This window comes from Buttiauxella sp. AC038 (assembly GCF_979253565.1).
This window is the reverse complement of record NZ_CEEDCQ010000001.1, coordinates 2,241,471-2,264,639: the sequence shown is the minus strand read 5'-3', so window position 1 is coordinate 2,264,639 and position 23,169 is coordinate 2,241,471. Positions and strand designations below refer to the sequence as shown.

General features: G+C 48.0%; 20 protein-coding genes and 2 tRNA genes. 8 read left to right on the top strand and 14 right to left on the bottom strand.

The features are described from left to right. Positions 1-129 precede the first annotated feature (129 nt). Positions 130-206, top strand: a tRNA-Val gene (locus AC0IXI_RS10765). 26 nt (positions 207-232) lie between these two features. Then, positions 233-309 (top strand) — tRNA-Val (locus AC0IXI_RS10760). Positions 310-678: 369 nt separating this feature from the next. Here AC0IXI_RS10760 and AC0IXI_RS10755 read toward each other — a convergent pair. Beyond that, complete coding sequence (locus tag AC0IXI_RS10755) at positions 679-2,643, bottom strand: PhoX family protein (RefSeq protein WP_471682390.1); 1,965 nt, start codon at positions 2,641-2,643, stop codon at positions 679-681. Between the two features lie 673 nt (positions 2,644-3,316). Between AC0IXI_RS10755 and AC0IXI_RS10750 the strand changes: the two genes are divergently transcribed. From AC0IXI_RS10750 to AC0IXI_RS10735, 4 genes are read left to right on the top strand one after another with little or no spacing between them, the layout of a single operon-like run. After that, positions 3,317-3,847 (top strand): Csu type fimbrial protein, encoded by a 531-nt coding sequence (locus AC0IXI_RS10750; protein WP_064511779.1) that lies wholly within the window; start codon positions 3,317-3,319, stop codon positions 3,845-3,847. 21 nt (positions 3,848-3,868) lie between these two features. Continuing rightward, positions 3,869-4,588, top strand: a complete 720-nt coding sequence (locus AC0IXI_RS10745) for a fimbrial biogenesis chaperone (protein ID WP_424222237.1) — start codon at positions 3,869-3,871, stop codon at positions 4,586-4,588. A 16-nt stretch (positions 4,589-4,604) separates the two neighbouring features. Further along, entirely contained in the window at positions 4,605-6,926 is a 2,322-nt protein-coding gene (locus tag AC0IXI_RS10740) for a fimbria/pilus outer membrane usher protein (protein ID WP_471682389.1), read from the top strand. A gap of 41 nt (positions 6,927-6,967) precedes the next feature. Then, positions 6,968-7,939 carry a Csu type fimbrial protein gene (locus tag AC0IXI_RS10735; RefSeq protein ID WP_064511782.1) on the top strand — a complete coding sequence of 324 codons (972 nt, stop codon included), beginning with the start codon at positions 6,968-6,970 and terminating at the stop codon, positions 7,937-7,939. A 25-nt stretch (positions 7,940-7,964) separates the two neighbouring features. Here the strand turns inward: AC0IXI_RS10735 and AC0IXI_RS10730 are convergent, their stop codons facing one another. Then, positions 7,965-8,900 carry a LysR family transcriptional regulator gene (locus tag AC0IXI_RS10730; RefSeq protein ID WP_471682388.1) on the bottom strand — a complete coding sequence of 312 codons (936 nt, stop codon included), beginning with the start codon at positions 8,898-8,900 and terminating at the stop codon, positions 7,965-7,967. A gap of 94 nt (positions 8,901-8,994) precedes the next feature. Here AC0IXI_RS10730 and AC0IXI_RS10725 point away from each other — a divergent pair, with 94 nt between their 5' ends. Continuing rightward, a complete protein-coding gene (locus AC0IXI_RS10725; RefSeq protein WP_471682387.1) occupies positions 8,995-10,203 on the top strand; it encodes an MFS transporter in 1,209 nt (402 codons plus the stop codon). 75 nt (positions 10,204-10,278) lie between these two features. Here AC0IXI_RS10725 and AC0IXI_RS10720 read toward each other — a convergent pair whose 3' ends face one another. From AC0IXI_RS10720 to AC0IXI_RS10695, 6 genes are all read right to left on the bottom strand, one after another. Then, positions 10,279-10,563, bottom strand: coding sequence for a heavy-metal-associated domain-containing protein (locus tag AC0IXI_RS10720; RefSeq protein ID WP_471682386.1), 285 nt, complete (start codon positions 10,561-10,563; stop codon positions 10,279-10,281). After that, on the bottom strand, positions 10,560-10,922 hold the full coding sequence (locus AC0IXI_RS10715; protein ID WP_134182255.1) for a mercuric transporter MerT family protein: 363 nt from the start codon (positions 10,920-10,922) through the stop codon (positions 10,560-10,562). Before AC0IXI_RS10715 ends, AC0IXI_RS10720 begins: the two co-directional genes overlap by 4 nt. Continuing rightward, positions 10,894-12,039, bottom strand: a complete 1,146-nt coding sequence (locus AC0IXI_RS10710) for a transglutaminase-like domain-containing protein (RefSeq protein ID WP_413499006.1) — start codon at positions 12,037-12,039, stop codon at positions 10,894-10,896. Before AC0IXI_RS10710 ends, AC0IXI_RS10715 begins: the two co-directional genes overlap by 29 nt. Positions 12,040-12,168: 129 nt before the next feature. After that, a complete protein-coding gene (locus AC0IXI_RS10705; RefSeq protein ID WP_471682385.1) occupies positions 12,169-13,530 on the bottom strand; it encodes an MFS transporter in 1,362 nt (453 codons plus the stop codon). 19 nt (positions 13,531-13,549) lie between these two features. After that, positions 13,550-14,635 (bottom strand): M14 family metallopeptidase, encoded by a 1,086-nt coding sequence (locus AC0IXI_RS10700; RefSeq protein ID WP_471682384.1) that lies wholly within the window; start codon positions 14,633-14,635, stop codon positions 13,550-13,552. Next, positions 14,607-15,392 (bottom strand): gamma-glutamyl-gamma-aminobutyrate hydrolase family protein, encoded by a 786-nt coding sequence (locus AC0IXI_RS10695; protein ID WP_471682383.1) that lies wholly within the window; start codon positions 15,390-15,392, stop codon positions 14,607-14,609. The genes AC0IXI_RS10700 and AC0IXI_RS10695 overlap by 29 nt, the downstream gene beginning before the upstream one ends. Before the next feature lie 150 nt (positions 15,393-15,542). Here AC0IXI_RS10695 and AC0IXI_RS10690 point away from each other — a divergent pair, with 150 nt between their 5' ends. Then, entirely contained in the window at positions 15,543-16,472 is a 930-nt protein-coding gene (locus tag AC0IXI_RS10690) for a LysR family transcriptional regulator (RefSeq protein ID WP_471682382.1), read from the top strand. Positions 16,473-16,582: 110 nt separating this feature from the next. On the opposite strand, the gene AC0IXI_RS10685 is transcribed toward AC0IXI_RS10690, so the two are convergent. From AC0IXI_RS10685 to AC0IXI_RS10660, 6 genes are all read right to left on the bottom strand, one after another. Continuing rightward, on the bottom strand, positions 16,583-17,650 hold the full coding sequence (locus AC0IXI_RS10685) for an FUSC family protein (RefSeq protein WP_471683224.1): 1,068 nt from the start codon (positions 17,648-17,650) through the stop codon (positions 16,583-16,585). Between the two features lie 185 nt (positions 17,651-17,835). Continuing rightward, on the bottom strand, positions 17,836-18,747 hold the full coding sequence (locus AC0IXI_RS10680) for a LysR family transcriptional regulator (protein WP_166671929.1): 912 nt from the start codon (positions 18,745-18,747) through the stop codon (positions 17,836-17,838). A gap of 92 nt (positions 18,748-18,839) precedes the next feature. Then, positions 18,840-19,043: a hypothetical protein gene (locus tag AC0IXI_RS10675; protein ID WP_134182240.1), complete on the bottom strand. Its 204-nt coding sequence runs from the start codon at positions 19,041-19,043 to the stop codon at positions 18,840-18,842. Positions 19,044-19,379: 336 nt separating this feature from the next. Further along, complete coding sequence (locus AC0IXI_RS10670) at positions 19,380-20,267, bottom strand: aldose epimerase family protein (RefSeq protein ID WP_471682381.1); 888 nt, start codon at positions 20,265-20,267, stop codon at positions 19,380-19,382. Further along, on the bottom strand, positions 20,257-21,630 hold the full coding sequence (locus AC0IXI_RS10665) for an MFS transporter (protein WP_410370129.1): 1,374 nt from the start codon (positions 21,628-21,630) through the stop codon (positions 20,257-20,259). The genes AC0IXI_RS10670 and AC0IXI_RS10665 overlap by 11 nt, the downstream gene beginning before the upstream one ends. 92 nt (positions 21,631-21,722) lie before the next feature. Next, entirely contained in the window at positions 21,723-23,153 is a 1,431-nt protein-coding gene (locus tag AC0IXI_RS10660; protein ID WP_410370128.1) for an MFS transporter, read from the bottom strand. Positions 23,154-23,169 lie beyond the last annotated feature (16 nt).

The window sequence follows — 23,169 nt, the reverse complement described above, 5'->3', positions numbered from 1 at the left end:
GCTATTTTTCCAGCGGGTTGCACAGATGCGCAGCAAACGAGTGAAATATGGAAGAAAATTGTGGTTTAAAGCTTGCAAGGCTCAGGGGCTGCCGCTAATATTCGTCCCCGTTGTCACAGACAACACAGTGCGTCCGTAGCTCAGTTGGTTAGAGCACTACCTTGACATGGTAGGGGTCGGTGGTTCGAGTCCACTCGGACGCACCATTCTAAGTTTTACCGCAACAAACAGTGCGTCCGTAGCTCAGTTGGTTAGAGCACCACCTTGACATGGTGGGGGTCGGTGGTTCGAGTCCACTCGGACGCACCATTCATAAAGAAACATCCAAAGCTTTATCTCTCCGAACATAAAATCCTAACTAATCCAGCTATATTTCGACTGCTCTACTTAATTCCTATTAAAACTCTTTTCTTAGTATCTCTGATTTTTGTTGCTTACCAGGGCAATGAAGACAATGTGTTACTAATGCTCCAGGCAACATTCACAAGATGACTAAATGAAGCTGGAGCCAAAAGATAGCCTCATTGGGCTACCCTTTTTGTTTAGTTGATGCTGCGACGTCCCATTCCGATCGCTCATTTTTCAGAAGAACGTTCGACTGCCATTGTTATCCCCTCACCTTTTCTTCAGGCTTTGAGCAAAACATCCCTGTTCCGCTCAACTGTAGAGGCTATTTTGTTAGCTACCAATAATTCCGCCATCAGCTTTAACAATAACCACAGTGGAAGATCGTGGGCGACTGTTTTTATCACCGTCAGGCCAGGTGGAGACGGCAGTCGGGTTTGCCGGATCGCTGATATCATCACCAGGTTCACCGGGGTGTTGAATATTAATAAATAGCGTGCGGTTATCTGGGGTAAAGGCGATGCCAGTTATCTCACAGCCACGTGGCCCGGTCAGGAAACGACGATATTCGTTGGTACCTGGAACAGTGGCGAGCATCTGGTTGTTGCCCATTCCCTCATAGGCTTTTTTATTGATAGTGCTGGAGGAGACATCGGTCTGAATCCACAACACACCGCGATGGTCGAATGATAACCCATCTGCGCTGCCAAACTCTGCCCCCTTCATTGAGCCTTTGGTTTTCTCATCTGTGCTATCCGGCTTGCCGCCTAGCACCAGGATATCCCACTTGAAGGCGGTTGATGCAGGGTCACCGTTCTCTTCCGTCCAGTGCATGATGTGGCCGTAGACATTATTAGCGCGCGGGTTGGCAGCATCGACAGGTGCTTTGCCCTCCTTGCCTCGGTCACTATTGTTGGTCAAGGTGCAATAAACACTGCCCGTTGCGTGCGAGTCGACCGCAATCCACTCAGGGCGGTCCATTTTTGTGGCACCAACGGCATCAGCAGCAAGACGCGTTTTAATCAGCAACTCACCCTGACTGGCAAATCCTTTAGTTTCATCAAGGCCCGATTGCCCATATACCAGCGGCAGCCAGGTGCCACTACCATCGTCATTGAATTTCGCCACATACAGCGTGCCTTCAGAGAGCAGGTCCATGGCGGCATCTCGCAGGCTCGCATCATATTGATTTTTGGAAATGAACTTATAGATGTATTCGAATTTCTGATCATCACCCATGTAAGCAACTACACGGTTATCCGCCGCCAGGGTAATCGCAGCGCCTTCATGCTTAAAGCGCCCTAATGCCGTGTGTTTACGTGGAGTCGATGACGGATTATAAGGGTCGATTTCTACCACCCAGCCGAAACGGTTAGGCTCATTAGGCGTTGCATCTACGCTAAAGCGCGGATCGACTTCGTTCCAGCGATAGGATTCATCACTGTCGCTAATGCCATAACGCTTTTCAAGGGCATTTGGCGCAGCTTTTTTAACGAAAATATCCGACCAGTTTTCTTCGCAAGTCAGGTAAGTGCCCCACGGTGTATGGCCGTTGGCACAATTTTGCATAGTACCAAGCACCCTTTGCCCCTGCGGATCGTCCGCAGTTTTCATTAATTCATGATTTTTGGCAGGCCCAGTGAGGGTCATCGGTGTATTGACAGTAATACGACGCGCAAACTCAGAAGGACGAACCACGCTCCAGTTATCGCCCTCTTTTTTCACTTCAATAACCGAAATGCCCATAGCATTTTTGCCCTTGCGCACTTTATCCAGATTCCAGTTCGCCACACCGTCTTTAAACAGCAAACCGTTGTCTATGTATTCGTGGTTCATCGCCAGTAAACCGTGATTCGGCTCGGTTCCTCCCTGCGGCAAACTAAACCATGCCATACCATCGTGGTGCATTCCCGCCTGAGCGGCCTGTTCATCAGTAGTGTTACTGCCATCGGTTTTAAATTCCGGCAGGTTACCCTTTAAACCTACGGCGTCTCCCCAGCGGTAAAATGGTCGCGCGATGTAGCCTTCCGGCACCCGCACGGTATCATCCGTTGAAACTTCAATACTGGTAAAACCAAGGGAAGAAGGACGTGCCAGAGCCGTTTCTACGGCCCATGCAGCTTGGGATTTTAGCAACGTCGGGAAGGCTACTACGGCGCCCGCGACTGCCCCCATTTGCAGGAATCGGCGCCGGCTCAAATACGCACTGGCAACATCTGAAAAAACGGGGTTGGTGCTGCGGTTGCTGATTTCGTCGTTGTGTTCCTGTTTAAACAACGGCTTAAGAGGTCTGCTCATCATGGCTTCCTTTCGATATTGTTATCAGAAGTGAGCAGTGTAAGAAGGTTTTGTTACACATTTATAACAGCATGAGAAGGTCCTGGTTGTTTGATTACCTATGAACAAACATCCAGTAGTAATGTCACCACCCTGTAACAGGCTTAATGTTTTTCGATTACTGTTTGATTATTTTTAATAGTGAAATTTAATGTCTGGGCCGAAGTTTTAGCTTTATTTCTTTTTCATACAACCGAATAATTTCGGTCGCATCACCATATATTAACCTCAATCATGTGAGCAGTTTGCCACCATAAATACCTCATGCATTCCCATTTCAATAATCCTGATCTTGAGCTATTGTTTTATCAAAATAAAAAATATCCTTCTGAATTAGAAAGTTAACAAACCACATTTCATTTACCTTTGTGATTGTTTGCACCTGAAATTATTCTATTATTGCTAATTTTTATATCCCGCATCTCAGGTCGAAATGACTTATAGCAGACTTTCCTGCATGTAATTATCAAACTCGCCTAATAAAACTTAAAGTGCGTATCTGATCATATTAAAAAACTTAATGCATCCCGAAATTGGCATAAAAATGCACCTGATCCTATGGTTTTAATAGACATTCGACATTCATCCGTATGCATTATTGACAAACCGCAGGTATCTGAATAGGTGCAAAGATATGAAATCAATCATTAAAATGCGCATATTTTTTCCTTTCATGATTTTTGCTTTTGTTCCATCTGCAAATGCCGTCGTGGCAACCAACACATTTCAGGTACAAATTACTATTACTGCTTCGTGCGTTGTGACCACTGGCAGCGGGGCAAATATTAATCTGGGCTCTGTCGGTAGTACTGCAACTAACACAACCGGGAATAGCTCCTTTACTGTCCAGTGCTCAAGAACCACGCCTTATTTCATCGGCCTTGCACCATCCACCGTCAATGGTGGCAATACCACAGGTGCTGGATCTATGTCATCGGTCGATAACAGTGGAACAAACAGCGATAAAGTCCCTTATCAATTACATCAAACATCAGGCACAGGTCCCGTCTGGGGTAATACTGCCACCACCTCCGCAGTAGGCAACGGTGTTGGTGGAACTGGTTCAGGAGTGGCGCAAACCTATACGGTATATGCAGTTGCCACCAGCGCAAACTTCGCACCTGATAGCTATGCAGACACTGTAACCGTTAACGTAAACTATTAATATAAAGGACTATTTATAAATATGAAGCCACAGACGCGAACGGTTATTGGGGTTATGTGCCTGTTATCGGCGGCAGTATTTGCACAAAATACGGTGGCAAGCGGCCTACAAGTTTCGCCTGTGACACTGACCCTACAAAGTATACAAAATGCTGATGGCATCTGGTTAATGAACCAGGGTGAAGAGACCATAAATGCGCAAGTTCGTGTTTATAGTTGGAACCAGCAAAGTTATGAAGACCAGCTCAACTCTTCTCAGAATCTGGTTATTAGCCCGCCAATGCTCAAACTGGCACCCGGTGAGAAACAGTTGATTCGAGTGATTCACATGGGGCCTGCCTCAAATACTGTGGAGGAAGCTTATAGGCTGTCAATCAATGAACTGCCTCCAGCCGAACTACAAAAAAATAAAATTCAGTTCGTTTTGCATTATTCAGTTCCCGTTTTTATTCAACCTAAAGGTGCCAGCGAGCATTCAGCAAAATTGCAGTGGGGAATCCAACGTATTGGTAGTGAAGCATTTCTTGAAGTGAGCAATCAGGGGAATAGCCATGCTCAGTTGTCTGGTGCTTCATATATCAACACGCAAGGTAGAAGAAAAGAAATAACACAGGGGCTATTGGGATACGTACTTCCCGGCGCAACCATGCGCTGGAAATTGCCTTTCCCTGCCTCGGATACTGCCCCCGGAAGCAAATTAGAAGTTACTATAAATGGACAAAAAAAGGTGCAGGAACTTTAAGGTAATCATTAGAATAATGATAGTTCTTCTGCTCGGTGGAATATTAGCGCCAGGAATTACCTTGGCCAATGATAATAATTCCATCACACCAGTGATTAGTAACGATAACGAACATTCTAATGCAATAGATTTGTATCTTGACGTCACTTTGAATGGAAACCATATTGGCATCGAACATTTTAGTGAGCTTGCTGGTAAATTATATAGCAACAAAGAAACACTACAAAAAATAGGGTTTAAATTGCCTGATGAATCGGCCCAATCGATTCGTCTTGATAGTTTAAGTCAATTACAATTTGATTATAATGTTTCATCACAAACACTGAAATTGACTGCCCCTCTTAGCACCTTGAATTTAAATACCACCAAACTCAATCAAGTTGATATTCCTCCGCCGGTCGTCTCCACATCACGGGGCATGTTACTCAATTATGATGTTTACGCAGCGCAAGGCGACGGAAGTAACGTCAGCAGCTTTACTGAATTACGCGCATTTAATTCAGCAGGGGTGCTGAGCTCAACTCAATTAACTCAATACTCCACGCAAACTGATGGAGTTACGGCCGATAACAATTTCAGTCGCCTTGATACGCAGTGGCGGTCGTCGTTTCCTGACCGCCTCCTTAGCTTAACCCTCGGTGACACACTCACCAGCAGCCTCACATGGTCGCGCCCGACACGCATCGCGGGTATTCAAATAGGCACTGATTTCAACCTGCAACCTAATATGCCGACCACACCGCTACCCTCTTTTTTAGGTTCGGCAACGGTACCGTCAAATGTGGAATTATTTATAAATGGCATGAAATATTATAACGGAGAAGTGCCTGCGGGGAATTTTGAAATCAACACCCAGCCTAATATCAGCGGTGCGGGCTACGCACAGGTGAATATGACTGATGCATTGGGTCGAACGACGACACAGAGCTTTTCCTTTTACCAGGATCAGCAGCTATTACGCGAAGGGCTGACACAATGGTCAGCTGAACTGGGGGTGGTACGCGAAAATTACGGGATCTCTTCATTTGATTACGCCAGCACACCTTCCTTTAGTGGAACCTGGCGGCGGGGTATCAGTAACAGTTTTACAGGTGGCGTTCATTCTGAAGTAAGCAAACAGTTGCTCAATTCTGGATTCAGTATGGACTGGATACCTGGCGGTCGTGTTGGCACCCTATCAACGTCTCTGGCTATGAGCACCGACGCGGGTGACAACGGAATGTTGTATAGCCTGGGTTATCGCTGGATTGGCAGCAATTTTAACTTCAGCACCTCGACGATTGCCACCGCAGGTGATTACCGTGATATCGCCAGCCGCTATGGTTCAGCACCGCCATCACTTAATAGCAATGTTGTCGTTGGCTACAACATGCCCTCATATGGCAATGTCAGTCTGAGCTACCTGCAATATCGCTACCCACAGGAAACCTCAGTACGTTACGCGGGTGCAAACTGGTATGCGGCGGTAGCAAATAATATTTACCTCACTGCTGGCGTGAATCAAAACGTAGACGACAGCCGGGATCGGAACCTCTACCTGACTGCCACATTTATCCTTAGTAATAACCTTAGCGCCAGCAGCACAGTACAACGCACGAATGATGAAAACGGTTATATGCTTAATGCCAGCCGTACCCAACCTTCAGATGGGGGTTGGGGCTGGAATCTTGCAGCAAGCCAACAATCTTCCCAACAAAACGGCCAGGGAGAATTGGGTTACCTGGGTCGCTATGGCAAAGTTTACAGCGGTTTTAACCGCACTTCCGATACGCAGTATGCCTATGCTGGTGGTAGCGGCTCCCTGGTGATGATGGGGGGCGGTTTGTTTGCCGCGCGCACAATTGATGATGGCTTTGCCGTTGTCTCCACCGACGGTATTCCTGATTTGCCAATCAAACTGCAAAACAATCTCATCGGCACCAGCAACAGCCAGGGCTTGCTGCTAGTGACGCCAATTAAAAGCTATGAAAATAATCTGTTAAGCATCGACCCGATGAACTTACCCGCCAATACGCGTATCGACCAGGTTAATGCTTACGCAACACCTGCCGACCGTTCTGGTTCGCTAGTCAAATTTGGTATTACACCGGTTCGCGCCGCGCAAATAATCGTGGTTGATACACAAGGAAAACCGATTGAGGAAGGGACACAGGTAGAGCTGAATGCTAAGCAAAACCAGCAAACCATCGTGGGTTTTGATGGTCTGGTTTATTTCGATACGCTGGAACTGCATAACACATTAAAAGTGATGGCCGCCAAAGGCACTTGCTCAGTGCAGTTCGATTACCCGCAGAAGGCTGCCAGCATTGCGCAACTTGGCCCACTCGTTTGTCGTTAAGGACGAGATGAATTGCACTTGTTAAGAGAAAGGAAACCTATATGCGTTTAAGAGCGTTATTTTTCTTCGCAGTCTTAAGTTTGTTTCCTGGTGTTAGCCACGCGCTAAGTTGCTCAATCAGTGGCGTGCAGCCCATTAATTTTGGGAATGTAAGTCCACTGTCCAGCACAGGTGCTGAAACGTCGATGACGTTCAGCTATTCGTGCAGCAAAGTCCTTACAGATGTGCTTAGCGCGATCACTCTTTGCTTTAATATTGGCGCGTCGAGTAATGGCCAGACTAACCCTCACGGCATGTCTTTTGCTGGCCCACCAGCCAGCACATTGAACTATCAACTCTATCAAAACCAAGCTCATACTGTAATTTGGGGAAATCAGAACCAGGCTGGAACCCCTCCTCCCATGGCCCAAATAGCGCTCCTCAATCTCACGCCCGTAACGGGTAGTCTGACAGTTTACGCAAAGCTTACGACACCCCAAATCACCGCGGCTCCCGGTAGCTATTTAGATGTTTTTAATTCTGCCACCGCAAGTGTTACCACGAATACAGGCCTGGCTCTCCCCCCAGCTGACTGCGGCAATGGAACCGGCCCGAGTTTCCCGTTTAACGTGACCGCAGTCGTGACCAAGCAATGCAACATTAGCTTCGTCAATAATATAAGTATTGGCCCGGTAACAATGAATCAATCCAATATCGGATCGAGTAATACTCTTGGTGTCGCCTGCTCGAATAATACCCCTTATTCGATAGGGCTTAGTCCATCGAACGGCAGTACCACAGGCAGCGGGCAAATGAAAACCAGCGGGAGCGGGAGCAATACAGATTTAGTCCCGTATCAACTGCGTTCAACGTCGGGCCAGTCCGGGACTCCATGGGGAAGTATTACAGCAAACAGTGTCAATGGCACCGGTACCGGATCGACCACTGCATATACCGTTTACGCAACCGTACCCAATGCAAATTACGCCCCGGATAATTACGCCGATACCGTCACCATTAATGTGACGTACTGAAAAAGGTAAATGGCTCGCGGCCTGATTAACGCGCAGATCGGGTGCCGGTTAGACTTGGCATCACCTCTTTCATTAGCTCAATAAATTTGCGCAGACGTGCCGGGTAGTAACTCGCGTAAGGATAGAGCAGATAGATGGGTAAAGGTGCAGCCTGCCAGTTAGGGAGAACATGCTGCAACGTGCCCTCCGCCAAATCCTCTTTCACAACCCATGATGAAACCATCCCTACACCCAATCCGTTTAAAGCTGCCTTACGCACCGCGTACAGGCTATCCGTGCTCAGTCTCGGGGTAATATCGAAGCGGAAAGGGTCGCCGCTGGTTCCCTCGTTTAACGTCACTTCATTGCGATAAAAACTACTCAGCGCCACCCACGGGAATTTCACCAAATCCGCGGCTTCATTAACCGGCCCATGGCTTGCAAGTAGTGAAGGAGCAGCCACCACGATACGCGGCACTTCCGCCAGTAAAATGGCGACCACAGAAGGATCGGTGATTGCCCCAACATGAATCGCACAATCCATTCCTTCAGGGATAAAGTCCGGCGAACGATCGTTAAGAATCCACTCAATATTGATTTGCGGATAGCGCGCCAGGTAATCGCCAAGCGGCCCAATCAGTTGATCCTGCCCGAATGCGTGTGGCGCACGTACGCGCAGCGCCCCGGCCGGTTCGTCCCTTGCACCACTAACTTCATCTTCCAGAAGGTGCCACTTTTCAATCAACCTGCGGGCATGCTGATAGCAGCGTTCGCCGTCATCTGTCAGCTTCATGGTGTGGGTAGTACGCTGGATTAACTTAACGCCAAGCATTTGTTCGAGGCTTTGCAAGCGTCGGCTTATTGTTGGCTGGGTAGTATCCATTTGTGCGGCTGCGGCTGAAAGGCTGCCGCTCTCAACGATTCGCACAAAGGTTTGCAAAATGGCTATACGGTCGCCAGCGGGATTAAAGTTTTTATTCATACGTTAAGTGTATAACAGTTTTACCCCTGCGGGGGCTACAGCCGAAAGCAAAAAACGACAAGAATGGCCGCACATTAACCCACTGGAGCGAGCCATGAGCCAGCTTTCCACAATGACCACATCAACGTCCAACACCATGCTGTCTGGCAAAATCGTTTTTCTCCTCGCCCTTGGCGCGGGCCTGAGTGTTGCCTCAATTTATTATAGCCAGCCAATGTTGGGGATTATCGGCAGCACGTTCCATGCCCGTGTCGGTGATGTCGGCCTGGTACCCACACTGACGCAAATTGGTTATGCGCTCGGCATTTTGTTGCTCGCCCCACTTGGGGATCGCTTTGACCGCCGTCGTATCATTCTGATTAAAGGCACCCTGCTTTCGTTGACGTTACTGCTGTGTGGATTCTCCACTTCCTGGCATGTGCTATTACTCAGCAGTCTGGCAATTGGCCTGGTTGCGACCGTAGCGCAAGATATTATCCCTGCCGCCGCCACACTGGCCTCTGACAGCAATCGGGGTAAAACCGTGGGAATGGTAATGACTGGGCTTCTGGCGGGCATTCTGCTTTCACGTGTATTTAGTGGCATCGTGGCAGAACTATGGGGCTGGCGTAGTGTTTATACTATTGCGGCGGTAGGTGTTTGGGTCGTCACGCTGACACTCTGGTACGTACTACCCTCTTTCAAGCCGCAAACCACACTACGCTATCCCGCGCTACTGCGTTCATTAGGCAAACTGTGGATGGAGTATTCGACTTTACGTCGTGCCGCTCTGGCACAAGGGTTGTTGTCGATTGCGTTCAGCGCTTTTTGGTCAACGCTTGCGATTATGCTGGCAGAGCGCTTCCATATGGGCTCTGCCGTAGCCGGTACTTTTGGCCTGGCAGGTGCAGCAGGAGCGCTCGCCGCACCGCTGGCAGGTTCACTTGCTGACCGTCGTGGCCCTGATTTCGTCACGAAAATTGCAGCCGCGTTGGTTGTTATCTCCTTTGCCCTGATGTTTGTGATGCCGTTTGTTCCCGTCCCTGTGCAACTGGCTATTATCGCCATTAGTGCGGTCGGGTTTGACCTGGGTATTCAGGCCTCACTGGTGGCACATCAAACCATCATCTATGCGTTAAATCCGGCTGCCCGTAGTCGCCTGAACGCCATTATGTTTACCGTGGTGTTTATCGGCATGGCAGTAGGTGCAACGCTGGGTAGTAAAGCGCTGGAAACCTTCGACTGGACGGGAATGGTTGGGCTGGCAACGTTCGCGGCACTGTGCGGGTTGCTTATCCGCTTAATGGGGCGCTCCGCCAAATAAACAATCACCACCTCTACGGGAGGTGGTGATTCGCCAATGAGCTTCCAGCAATCACAATCGTCGCGGTAACAGGAATTATTGTGCCTCAGTCACCGCGTGAATTTGGCCAGTAAATCCTGTTTTAGCAATTGCCGACAGCAGTTGTTGATTATCAAAATTGTCCGGAACAATGACTTGTGCCTGATGCGTTTTTAATGACGCCTTTGCTTTGATAACCCCATCGGTACTGCGCAAAGCCTGATTTATCGAAATCACGCAGAGCGGGCAGTTCATCTGCCCTATATCTATAGTGACCATTTTATTGGCCGCCCAACTTAGAGGCGTCAACAAAAACAGCCCCAGGCATAAAAATCTCTTCATTCCATACTTTCCCAAATCCAGGGTAAGACATACGGATAAGTGGTCAGGAACAGTACCAATGGCACTGATAACCAATACAACAAGACCAGCACGCGGCGGCTGACAACACTTGTGCATATTGGCTTAGGGGACAAATAGAGCCGCCAGAATCCACGAACCATCAATCCCAGGGAGACAATTACCATGGGAATTTGTAACCAGGGTAGCGTCGGGATCCCTGTGAGTCCTGCAGCTGAAATACCAAACAACAGATACAGCAACGGCCCAATGCAGCACAGTGTTGAAGCGCCAGCGGCAATTAATGCCGCCAGCAACGTGACTAAATTACCCTTAATGCTGTTCGGTGCTGACGTAGTCATAGCTAAATGCTGCCGGGTCGTAGAAGTTTAAAGGATCGCCATCTACTTCGGCATATGGGTAACCCAGATTGTTGACATCACCTTGTTCTGCTGCTGGATAAAGCGCGAAATCACGTGCGTGATTAAAGCCCACCCAGTTCATTTCCCAATTGCCAAAGAGATAATCGCTAACCGCTTTTACAGCCGGATCACCATTCTCTTTCTTCTCGGTCAAACGCATTTTGGTGACATCTGCCGGGTCAGCCGGGATCCATCCAAAGCCCGCCAGCCAGAACATCGCGCGGCAATGCTGGCCACCATTTATTTTTGCAATACCCTGCTCATCAGCGCTGCCGAAAGCTTTCTTCGAATACTGCCCCAAGAGGCGGCTGGCACCAAGACGAATACCGAACATTTCGCGCGCAGGAATCCCAACTGCGCGACACAGCGCGACAAAGACGGAGTTAATGTCGGTGCATTTACCACCCAATTTACCCGCTTTCAATATTTCGCCCACATCACCTGTACCGCAACCAATCACAGCATCATCGCGATGCATGTGTGTGCTAACCCAGTCGTGAATCAAACGAGCTTGTTTTATCGGTGCTTTTTCGCCACCAACAATTTTCAGTGCAGTCTCTTTTACGATACCGTCGACAGGAATATGGGGAGTTGCCAGCAAGAAAGGTTTAATTTCGTCCGGGATGACTGCGTCTTGCTCAGGCAACAACCAGTCGGCCAGTTTATTGTCTTTTAGCACTTCCCAATCACGGGTTTCGACCGTCATATCAACGCGAATATCCAGCGAGCCTTCAGAATCCGGCCAGGTAACAAATAACATTCTGGCACCATAACGGTTATTAGCCGTCAGGCTGGCTTTCTGGTAGTTACCGTTGAAGGAAAGGTCGAGCAAGGTCTGAAATGAAGTGTCTTCTGGTACAGGTATCCACAAATTAACTTTGCCCTGGGAACCTGCCGGCGCTTTGAGACTATACGTTTGTGTGACCACAAAACGGCGGGAGGTATCAGAAGATGCAATTGCCGGATCATCAACACGTTTGGTTCCTGAAAATGCCGGACGAACCAAACCAATAGTTGATAGTGCTGCAACGCTTTTCAGAAAGTTTCGCCTTTCCATTGAGATATACCTTCGGTCGCCAGAAAAAGCTGGCGCTTAACCCCGCACCTGCGGAGGTCGGCCAGTATTATGCAGTTAAGTATTTTGCTCAATTATAAACTGGATCAATTGGTCGGCTGTTTATTGCCTCTATTCCTGCTTTGGAATGGGCAGGCTTGCCACCCTCTTTTGCCGCATCGGGTTTGCCGTTACGCCGAGGTCTCGCGTTTCCGGCAGCAACGACATCGCGCACAAGCTGACGGCTGCAGCAAACAATACATAATAGGCAGGGGCCACAGGATGATTAGTCCACGCAAGAAGTGCCGTCAGAATAAAATGTGTTGTCCCACCAAATAGTGCCGACCCGAGCGCATAGATAAGCGATGTGCCAGTGCTGCGATAACCGGCAGGCAAAATCTCCGGCACAATAACCAACACGGCGGTAGTCGGGAAAACAATCAGAGCCGATATGACGAAGGTCACCGTCAGCAAACGTGTCGCATCCGGTGCTTCATGCAGCCATGAAAACAGTGGCACGACTACGATGCACAACACAACTACCGGCAAGATTAGCACCTTCTTACGCCCATATTTATCGCACAACCTTCCCGCTGCCAGCGCGCCAAAAAACGACATTAGCCCGGCAATAAGGATACTGGTTTGGGCAATACTCGGATCAAGATGAAGCGTTTTGATGGCATAAGATGTCATGTAGTTTATCAACTGCGATGTGACGTTGACGACGAGCATGACACCCAACCCGATAATCAGAAAACGGCGATGGTCACGCCACATGCCTTTGAGCATATCAACGATTTTATCTTCCTTTTTATCCTCCGCATGCAGCGTCTCGGGAACATTGCGACGAATATAAATGGTCAGTGGAACCATCAGCAAACTAAAGATAAACGGAATGCGCCAGCCATAACTTTGCAAATTCTCAGGTGACATCGCAAGCGTAATAATCACACCGATCAGCCCCCCGGTAGTGACCGCAATACCCTGACTTGCTATCTGCCAACATGCATAGCGGCCACGTTTGTCTGCCGGGGCTGATTCGATTAGCAACGATGTCGCTGGGCCAATTTCGCCGCCCAGAGCAATCCCCTGTAACAGGCGACAGCACACAACAATCACCGGAGCAATCATACCGATACTGGCGTAACTGGGCGTGAGTGCTATACCCATCGTACCTAGCGTAATCAGCGATACGGTAAGAATCATCGCGGGTTTACGCCCGACACGGTCTGCGTAACTACCAATAAACAGTGCGCCCAATGGACGCGTGAAGAATCCGACCCCGAAGGTCGCCGTTGCCACCAGCAGACTGCCGTAATCCCCGGTAATAGGGAAAAATGTCTGTCCAATATAAACAGCAAAATAGGCATAAATAACAAAATCATAAACTTCAAAAGCATTGCCTGCGACGGCGGCAACAATCACCCGCCAATGAACTGGCTGTGCTGGTACTGCGCCACCACCCTGCGCCAAACGCTCGGTATTGTGATTCATGCGACTCTCCAGGAATATGTCAGTCTTGATTGCGATTAATACCCGCTACGGCTTGTTGGAACACCAGTTTCCCCTGGGCCCAGATAGCCTCCTGCCACCAGGGATCTTGCGGGTTAAAAGCATCTTTTAGCGTCTGACGAATAGCGGCACATTGTCGTGGGTCATCGCTACCATAACGTGTTAGCCAGTGCGCTCCGCGCATTGCCAGTACCGTTTGTGATTGCGGATAAGTGCCATATTCCAGACAAATATTGGTCTGCTGTGCCTGCTCACACTCACGAAACAGAGCGGCTTGAATCGGCCCCGTTAACGGAACGCTGGTAGAACTACCGGTATTTACCGAAGTAATAGTGTCGCCCCACCAGTCACGAGCCCGCTTAATAGAAATCCCTTCATCTTCACAACCAAAAATCCGCTCACCATAGCCATAAGGGCCAAGCCCAGTATGAATATCCAGTGAGCCTATCCGACGGCAGCGTGTTGCATAACGACGCAAAATCGCACGGAAGGTATCATTGCTCCAGGTCGGTTTATCTCCGCCATAGTGAAGCCCATCAGCAAACCGATATTGCCCAAGACTTACCGCACACTGGAAACCCTTAGCACCCCACAGTTTTGCCAATTCTCGAAGTTTATCTTCGCTATCTACCGGTGGAGGCCAACTTGAAGGTAGCAACAGATCGTGAATCTCGCTGTAACGTTCGTTAGCAGGTAGTGTTTGATTGAAATCGACAAAGTTGCGGTTCAAATCGACGTTTTCCTGAGTGGTACGATGCGACCAGGAAAATCCCCACGGATTGATTGCATGAACATGCAAAATAGCGGTATTGCGCTCGTTTATTGGCCCCATCTCCAACAACCCTTTTTGGATTGCCGAGCCAGGATATCCCTCTACACCATGAACACCGCTGATGGTAATAATCAAATTCTCCGCATCTTCCGGGCCATCAAGCACCACGTCTGTCGCCAGCGTTTCTCCCTCAACACCGGGCAAGTCCAAAATGTAGCTATCAACAGCGAGTCCTCGGGCTTGAGCAGCAGCAAGGAATGCCTGCCGTGACATCGCATAGTTCCTGCTAAACAGCATATGCGCTAATGAACTCATCATTGTCTCCTGTCGATTTAGTGGAAAGTCTGGATTGCTGACGGCGGCGGCATGAGTCGCCAAATGTTGTGAAGAGTTGTTGTGCAAGCGGACTGTGTCCAAGCGACATTTCGGGATGCCACTGTAATCCGAGCACAAGACCAGGGGCCTCAGGTGCGGTAAACGCTTCTACCAGTCCATCAAGCGCAAAAGCCTCGATACGTAATCCTTGCCCGAGGCGATCAACCCCCTGGTGGTGTAGTGAGTTCACCCTGACGGCCTGAGTTCCTGATAACGTTGCCAGCAACCCGCCCGGCGTAACGCTGACCAGATGACTGTCTCCGTACCATTCCTCAATGGCACGCGCGTGATCTCCCTCCCTGTGGTCTATCGCGTCCGGCCTTTCATGGACGGCACGATGCAAAGTGCCGCCATAAAAGACATTCAACTCCTGAAATCCTCGGCAAATCGCCATCAAGGGAATGCCCTGCGCAATAACCGACGGCAAGAGTGAGAAGACCGCCTCATCGCGATGCAGATCTCTCAGTGTTTCTATAGGAAGCGGCTCAGCTTTATAGCGTTCCGCCGCCACATTCGAGGGGCTTCCAGGCAGTAATACACCGTCAACAGTGGCTAGCAGTGTTGTTAAATCCAGCAGCTCAGGACAGGCTGGAATAAGAACAGGCATAACACCTGCTGCTTCATGCAAAGCGCGCAAATAGGTTTCAGGTACAGCATGAACATTGTGCTGGAAGTAGCTAATTCGATCGCAGATCACTGCCACCACAGGACGGGGTAATTCGGGTTTGACCGTTTGCATAGGGGATTCCCATTGAACAAAGATTAATTAAATGTTAATGGTTTGTTTTGATTGCGTGAAATGCAGAATCAGGACGGTTTCCATGCATAAACTGCAAGTGGAGGAAGTATGAATACCCGCCAGCTACAGCACTTTATTGCACTGATGGAGAACATCTCACTCAGTGCCGCGGCGGAGGCTGTACATCTAAGCCAACCCGCACTTTCACGCAGTATCAAAGCACTGGAAGCGCAGCTAAACGTGCCGCTTTTTATCCGTACTGACCGCCGGTTGCGCCCAACACCCTACGCGCAAGCATGGGTGGCGACGGCACGTCGGATGCTGATGAATGAGAAGGAGGGCAAACGTTTATTGAAGATGATGCAATCAGGGGAAACCGGGCGCGTTGCGTTGGGAATGGGATCGTCACTCATAGATGAATTACTTGGCCCGCTTATCGAGACGATGCTCAATACGCTTCCGGAAGTACAGATTAAAGTCAGCGTGGAAACATCAGGCCCGTTGCTATATTTGCTACGCGACCGACAAATTGACTTCTTCGTGGGGGATACAAGTATTGCGCGCCATCAACAAGACCTCGCCGTAGAAGCTCTTTTTACCTGCGGGTTTGCATGGTACGCCAGTCGCCAACATCCTATCGCGCAGCAGAAGAACATTGATATCGCCCAGCTCAAGTGCTGGCCAATGGTGATTGCTTCAGGGTATTTTGACCCTGCAGTAGTTGAACATATGGAAGAGCTGTACGGGTTATCATCGGGGCTTTACAACAATTTCGATGTGCAAAGTAACGACTTCCAAATCGTCAAATACTTGCTCAGTTCAAGTAACGCTATCCTCGCCGCCACTGATATCTCAATGATCAATGACGTGGAGGCAGGAAAAGTGGTGAAACTTCATGTTACTCCCCCACTTTCTCTGACATTGACGCTCGGAATACTTCGGCTTACGGACAGAGTTCTGCCACCGGTCACAGAACGCGTGATGACACTCATTCGTAACCGACTTAAACAGACGGAAATTCGCCGCACTCAGCTTTAGTTCGTCATCTTATTATGTATAAATGAAAACCCCGTCCCCACAGTGCCTGGTATCAAAACGAGCCTGGTAGCTGAAATGATTCCACTAAACTTTGGTTCACCCCAGATGTATTAACCTCTCTGCTCGGTTAAGGCTTCAGTGATTAAAGTTGATAGTTTTTCAAGTTTGATAGCAAGTTGAAGGCTCAACCAGACATACCCGTGGATAGCATTCTCAACGAGTTCATCCCCGGCGTGGGCTACTAACAATTCATGCAATTCTTTCGTTATGTCAGTCAAGCGCTCACTATTTGCCGCTGCGGGTGATGGATTTCCCTCATGCAGCGCCACGGCCAGTGTTTGCAACGTTTGCTGAGTCATCTGCTGCACTTGTGCAAGAGTGTGCGAATTCAGAATAAGAAAGCGGCTGCTGCGCGAGGCCCAATGAGCATTAGCCTGTAATCCTTGTGTAGCAATCATATCTCGGGCAATGGACTGAATCTCATTTAGAAGCGTTTTAGATATTCCTGCCTCTCGACTGACCGGCATAAGCAGGCTGCGCATTTTCACTACATTCCCGAGTATTCGTGAGTCCAGTTTCGTCAAATTCGGGCGGCTCAGAACATTCCAGGAGAAGCCCGTAGCACTTATTTTCGAAAAATCAGTCAAAAAGTCCGCTAACTGAATACGCCAGTGAATAAAGGCCCGTTGCGGGTAGATACTGGTAAAAACCATCGCCAGAATGCAACCAAGGATAATATTTGTACTTCGCCATAACGCAGTTTGGAAATCACCAGCCGGAGCACTACTTACCACTGCCATTGTGATACCAATAAGTAAGGCGGCATATGGGCGCTTACTCATTGTTAAATAACCACATATAAATAGTGCACAACCACACCATGCCATCATTAAAGGCAAGGAGTACATTTCAATATGCAAAGCGATGATACCCAATATCGCACCGGTTAACGTACCTGCAATACGTTCAAATGCGCGAGGAATAACATTCCCCCAAAAGCTTATTGGCCCCATAACCACCACGAGTGTAATAAGTGGCCAGGAGTGGTCTGGTAAATTCGCCATCCTGATTATCAGGAATGTCAGTACGAATGCTACAGCGATGCGGATGCCATGTATTATGCGGTAATTGCGATGGATATATAATTCACGAGGAGTTAATGGCCTGTCACGACGCACTGCAAAGATAGATTTTTTCATTCACTCTTTACTCTGGATAAACAGTGCCCTGGCAATAAAAACTGACAAGTACATTGGGTTACCCTGCATTTAAGCTATTGCTTTATACTTCATGGACTGAACGATACCTGTCAGACATAAGACAGATACCGTTTTTATTGATATATATTATTAAGTTGATATTTTTATTTGCCAGCAATTATTTCAGCCTGTGTTGCAGCGACATTATTAATAAACTTTTTCACAATTGGCGAGCGTTCATGTACCCGGCTGACTATCGACAATGGAATATAAGCGCCCTCTTCCGCGATATCATAAAATGCAACACCGGAGGATGAGTGACTCATGGCTTTCATTGAGGAGGGAACAATCGAGACCCCAATGCCTGCAGAAACCAGATTAATAATGGATGATAATTGTGGTGCAGTTTGCTTCACCGTAGGCACACAACCTGCTTTTTCAAACAACGCAACTATAGTGTCGTGCAGGTGCACACTGTAATCTCGCGGACACAAAATCATCTCTTCGTTTGCCAGCTGATTCAATGTGATATGGCTTTGCGCGATATACGAATGCTGCTCAGGCAACACAATGGTCAAAGGCTCCTGGAGAATTAAATGCAGCTCCAGTAGCTCACTATATAGATGGTCAGTACGAACAAAAGCCACATCAATAGCGCCATTTTCGACGGCTTTAATGAGATTATCGGTATGTGCCTCATCTAATTGCAGACTGACATTTTTGTAATCGCTTTTGAATTTCTTAATACTGCGCGTGACCACGGAATTAAATGCCGAAGATGAAGTAAAACCAACTTTAAGCACCCCCAGTTCGCCTCGCGAAGCGAGAAGTGCTGATGATTTTGCTTCTTCTACCAAACCCGGCAACACTTTTACCGCATCATAAAATGCGGTACCCGCGGAGGTTAATTCAACGCCTCGGGCGATGCGATGAAACAATTTGGTACCAATTTCATTTTCCAAATCTCGTATTTGTATACTGAGAGGCGGTTGGCCAATACCCAGCACTTCTGCTGCATAGGTAAAACTTTTGGCATCGGCAACGGCCAGAAAATAACGAATATGTCTTAACTCCATTCGCATGCCTATTAAATCAATATTAATTAAAGCGGATCAGATGCTTAAAGGTTCTATTGCAACCAGATGATGATAGTATATCTGACACAAAATTATAGATGGCTCGTAGGCATATATTTAACCCAACACTCTTCGTGCTTATCGGTAGTAGGTTCTTTTTTGTAAACACGATAACCAATTGAAAACGCCCATTCTAATGCGGAATTATAATCATCAAATGTCGATAACTGTTTATCTTCTACACGAACGACAATATTTCCTTCACTATTTTTTTCCACGAATGCATTTTTAATCATGAAAATTAACCTCGTTACATCTGCGTAATATAGTTAAAACCGTGTATTTATCACACCGGTAGGCGATGAGCTGAATATATATATCCCCCTATCCTCAAGCAATGATATGGCGCATAGCTTTGGTATATATATTTTATATGGATGGTATGATTTTGATACAGATCATGAATGTTGATTTGTTGCAAACAGGTGAAGATTATGAAGGCCTAATGTTGTGTATTATTCACTACAGCATTAAGCAATGATATGTACAAGCGCTTATATATCGCAGAGTTACATGCCGAAAAAAGTGATGGTAAGTGGGCGATTAAACTGATGAGTAACCGCCCTTATTGATTATGCTAATGGTGTTATTTTCCAACGCGTTTCTATTATCAGTGGCGATTGAACGGATACGACTTCCGGCGAAATGTTTATCGCATTAGGGGCCTGACTCATCGCATTAACGCAGGTGGCATCCGGTTGTTTGTCAAAGATGACCATGCTTTTGCCGTTTGAGGTCATTTCAAGTCTGATTTTCCCGGGCCATTCCAGGCGCGTTTGCAGCCCTTGGTCAAAACCAAAACAGTCATCCCATGGACCTGGACGCATAGAGGTACGCAAGCCCGTCGGCAATTCATCTTCACCCGTCTGCTCCTGCCAATCAGCATCAAAATGAACGTTTAGTTGCTTGCTCCCCTCTTCACCTATAACTTTTGCAAACCATGGATGCCAACCCGCTGAAGCCGGAAAATCCTCATCTGATGAGTGAATTTCAAGACGCAGACGCACTTCTTCGTGAGTGACATCTATCTTTTGCGTCACGACTCCTCGCCAAGGCCAGGGAGCAGCCAGTTTCATTTGCATGGTCACTGAGTCTGTGCCACATGCAACCACCTCCCATGGGGTATAACACGCCATACCATGTAGTGCATGTGGCGGTTTATTAACCGGCAGCGCGTAATCATTCCCTTTGAAGTTGAGGATACCAAACCCCAGGCGTCCAGCCCAAGGCACCATGGGGAAACATCCATACTGAAATGCACGTCGTTCACCATGCCATTGCCGCAAAAGCTCATAGCCATATGCCTGTAGTGATGTGATTCTCGCCCCATCATGCGAAGCAATACGCAAACTTATTGGGCCATGCTTAAGAGTGATATCTGCCTCCTCAGGACCAGGCCACGGCGTGTCAAATGCCTTACGTAAAGCCCGATGATGATCAAAGCATATTTTATCTTCCATTGTACTGTTTCCTTATATGTCGATAAGTATGATGAACCTTATTTCGTGCCACCCTTTGCGATTCATTTTTTTCGGGTTTTATTAGCCAGACGCAGATAAATGACACGACAGAGACAATCAATAAAAACAGAGAGACATACCAGACTTCCCCTTTTCCCAACGCGAGTAAACTTGAGGCGATGAGTGGGCTCATTCCACCAAGAATGGCAGAAAACTGGTAAGCAAAGGAAAGGCCTGTATAGCGTACGCGAGTGCCGAACATACGGGTAAAAAGTGTAGGTTGAACGGCAAACATCATCGTTGGCCCAAAGTTGTAGCCCACAATCATGCTACACCAAATAATGAGGGTGCTTCTGGTATCCAGCAGAAGAAAAAACGGAAAGGCATAAAGCACGCAGAAACCTGCACCCAGCAAGTAGATTTTACGCTGACCTACCCGGTCAGAAATCCACCCCGCCAATGGGCAACAGATAATCCCAACTGCTGACGCAATTAGCATTCCGGTAAGTGGTATATCACGAGAAAGTGCCAACTGCGTCGAAATATAAACGATACCAAACGCGTTGATAATATTAGAAGAAACGCTCTCCGCTAAGCGGGCACCTAAGGCCAGCCAAATATTGCGGGGGTGTTTACGAAAAAGCTCAATCAGTGGTGGCGGTGCTTTTAATGACTCTGGTTGCTGCTGCTGCTTTTTAAAATCAGCGGTTTCCTCCGTATGCAAGCGGATGAACATCCCAACCACCAGCATAATGGCAGACAACCAGAACGGGATACGCCAACCCCACGATAGAAACTGTTCCTGCGTTAGCAAGGAATTACACAAAGCAAAAACACCGGTTGCTAACATGATGCCCACTGATGCCGCCGTTTGCGGTAGCGACCCCAAAAAGCCCCGTTTAGACTCTGGCGCAGATTCAATCGTCATCAGCGCCGCCCCACCATATTCTCCACCCAGGCCAAAACCCTGGATTAGCCGCAATGCCATAAGGGTAATGGGAGCCCAAATACCAATATCCTGATAGGTGGGAATAAAACCGATTAGAAAGGTTGAGGTGCCAACAATACCTAACGTCCAGATTAAGGTTATCTTCCGGCCAACCTTGTCACCAAAGTGCCCAAAAACAATTCCGCCCAAAGGGCGTGTTAAAAAGCCTACGCCAAAGGTAGCAAATGCAGCGATCAACCCAATAAAAGGGTCACTATCAGGGAAAAATAGAGGTGCAAAAACAAGGCCTGCTGCGGTGCCAAAAATAAAGAAGTCATACCACTCCAACAGCGCGCCAGCAAAACTACCAATAACGACACGGCGCAGCGCTTTTCCGGACAAGCCAGGCTCTGGTTTTGTTAAGCTTTCAGACATTTTATTTCCTCTCCAGTTGGTGAGAAAAATGTGAAATTGCTATTCACAAGTAGATAGAGGTAAGCAATGCGCCGGTATACCGGCGCTTAGTGTTATTTTTGTTCCAGCTCACTTAATACTTCTGCGTCTTCTGCATCTACGTTTGCTCCCAATGGTTCCCACTTAATCAGCAGGCAAGTCACAAACCCGATAAACGGAACCGCTGCCAACCAATAAAAAGCATCGGTTTTCAGAGTACCCCACAACATTGGCCAAATAATCAATCCAGCAATCGCTCCTGTGCGCATGATGGCGCGAGTAAAACCTACGCCAGTCGGGCGAATGCTAGGTGGATAAGAGAGCGTCGCGATGGTCATTCCTAAACCGCCAGGGCCTGCAGAATGGAAGAAGATTATCGAACCTAATAGCCCAAGAGAAAGCCATGGGCTTGCAGTCGCCAGTGCTCCGAGTGCCAGCAGCGCAAGTGTTACGACGATAAAACCATACATAGACTGCCGACGAGTACCAAGGCGTTGAAGGGCAAGCGAACCGATTAATCCACCGGTAATTCCACAAAGAGCATTTACCACAGCTGAACCAGAAAGTGCACCAGCCAATCCACCGGAGAGAATACCCGCTAGTGTTAATGGTAGATAGACGCCCACAGCGTTGTACTGCCAGGCTTGCATGGTGGCAACCACGCATCCGAGGATGGTTCTTTTACGGTAGCGTTTATTAAATAAAATGCCGTAACCACCGTGAATTTTGTGTTCTGTGCTTGAGGCTTGTTGACCAGACACTGTCGTCCCAACACTTGCCTGAACACCATAGCGGTGACGCAAAATCGAACAAGCTTCATCGTATCGCCCGACTCGCGCCGCCCACATTGCCGATTCACCAATAAAGAAATAGCGAAAAATCATGATGATAACTGCGAAGATAGCACCCGCAAAAATCCCGTACCTCCACAAATCAGCTTCTGCAATGTCCGACATAAAGAACAGCATCAAAACGAGATAGACCACTGTTGTCGAGACATACCACGCCATTTGCCACAAATTGACCGAGGAGCCTGTTTTCTTCGAGGATGACCCTCTAAGCTCAGCTACCGCATTGGTAGCAAGAGGAAAGTCGATCCCCAACCCAAATCCCATTACAACCCGGCACACAAGAACCCACCAGATATTGGGAGCGATGGCTACTGCTGCGGCCCCTAAAGTACACAGTGCCATACCAATCAAAAAAGCACGACGCTGACCAAATCGATTAATCACTCGATTTGCGAGCAAGCCACCAATTAGCGCAGCTATAAGTACGGAAGCATTGACGGTTGCCGCAAGTCCGGGAGAAATACCGAACTGCACCGCAATGTATTTGTTTCCAAATCCAACCATTGCCGCCTGGTAGGCATCAATTAAGATACCGCCAAGAGCAATAAAAATAACACCTACGCTTGTATTAATAGCAGAGTTTTTATTAACAATATCAATTACATCTTGTGGTCTGCTGATTATATAAGGCGCAGGACTGGTGATTTGTGACATCACGTTATCCTTTTTC

Bases quoted from the DNA above. Each gene is read 5' to 3' on its own strand.
- AC0IXI_RS10745 (WP_424222237.1), top strand. From the start codon at position 3,869: ATGAAGCCACAGACGCGAACGGTTATTGGGGTTATGTGCCTGTTATCG.
- AC0IXI_RS10675 (WP_134182240.1), bottom strand. From the start codon at position 19,043: ATGATTAAAAATGCATTCGTGGAAAAAAATAGTGAAGGAAATATTGTC.
- AC0IXI_RS10725 (WP_471682387.1), top strand. From the start codon at position 8,995: ATGAGCCAGCTTTCCACAATGACCACATCAACGTCCAACACCATGCTG.
- AC0IXI_RS10730 (WP_471682388.1), bottom strand. From the start codon at position 8,900: ATGAATAAAAACTTTAATCCCGCTGGCGACCGTATAGCCATTTTGCAA.
- AC0IXI_RS10700 (WP_471682384.1), bottom strand. From the start codon at position 14,635: ATGAGTTCATTAGCGCATATGCTGTTTAGCAGGAACTATGCGATGTCA.
- AC0IXI_RS10715 (WP_134182255.1), bottom strand. From the start codon at position 10,922: ATGACTACGTCAGCACCGAACAGCATTAAGGGTAATTTAGTCACGTTG.
- AC0IXI_RS10740 (WP_471682389.1), top strand. From the start codon at position 4,605: ATGATAGTTCTTCTGCTCGGTGGAATATTAGCGCCAGGAATTACCTTG.
- AC0IXI_RS10660 (WP_410370128.1), bottom strand. From the start codon at position 23,153: ATGTCACAAATCACCAGTCCTGCGCCTTATATAATCAGCAGACCACAA.
- AC0IXI_RS10710 (WP_413499006.1), bottom strand. From the start codon at position 12,039: ATGGAAAGGCGAAACTTTCTGAAAAGCGTTGCAGCACTATCAACTATT.
- AC0IXI_RS10690 (WP_471682382.1), top strand. From the start codon at position 15,543: ATGAATACCCGCCAGCTACAGCACTTTATTGCACTGATGGAGAACATC.
- AC0IXI_RS10735 (WP_064511782.1), top strand. From the start codon at position 6,968: ATGCGTTTAAGAGCGTTATTTTTCTTCGCAGTCTTAAGTTTGTTTCCT.
- AC0IXI_RS10665 (WP_410370129.1), bottom strand. From the start codon at position 21,630: ATGTCTGAAAGCTTAACAAAACCAGAGCCTGGCTTGTCCGGAAAAGCG.
- AC0IXI_RS10750 (WP_064511779.1), top strand. From the start codon at position 3,317: ATGAAATCAATCATTAAAATGCGCATATTTTTTCCTTTCATGATTTTT.
- AC0IXI_RS10755 (WP_471682390.1), bottom strand. From the start codon at position 2,643: ATGAGCAGACCTCTTAAGCCGTTGTTTAAACAGGAACACAACGACGAA.
- AC0IXI_RS10720 (WP_471682386.1), bottom strand. From the start codon at position 10,563: ATGAAGAGATTTTTATGCCTGGGGCTGTTTTTGTTGACGCCTCTAAGT.
- AC0IXI_RS10705 (WP_471682385.1), bottom strand. From the start codon at position 13,530: ATGAATCACAATACCGAGCGTTTGGCGCAGGGTGGTGGCGCAGTACCA.
- AC0IXI_RS10670 (WP_471682381.1), bottom strand. From the start codon at position 20,267: ATGGAAGATAAAATATGCTTTGATCATCATCGGGCTTTACGTAAGGCA.
- AC0IXI_RS10680 (WP_166671929.1), bottom strand. From the start codon at position 18,747: ATGGAGTTAAGACATATTCGTTATTTTCTGGCCGTTGCCGATGCCAAA.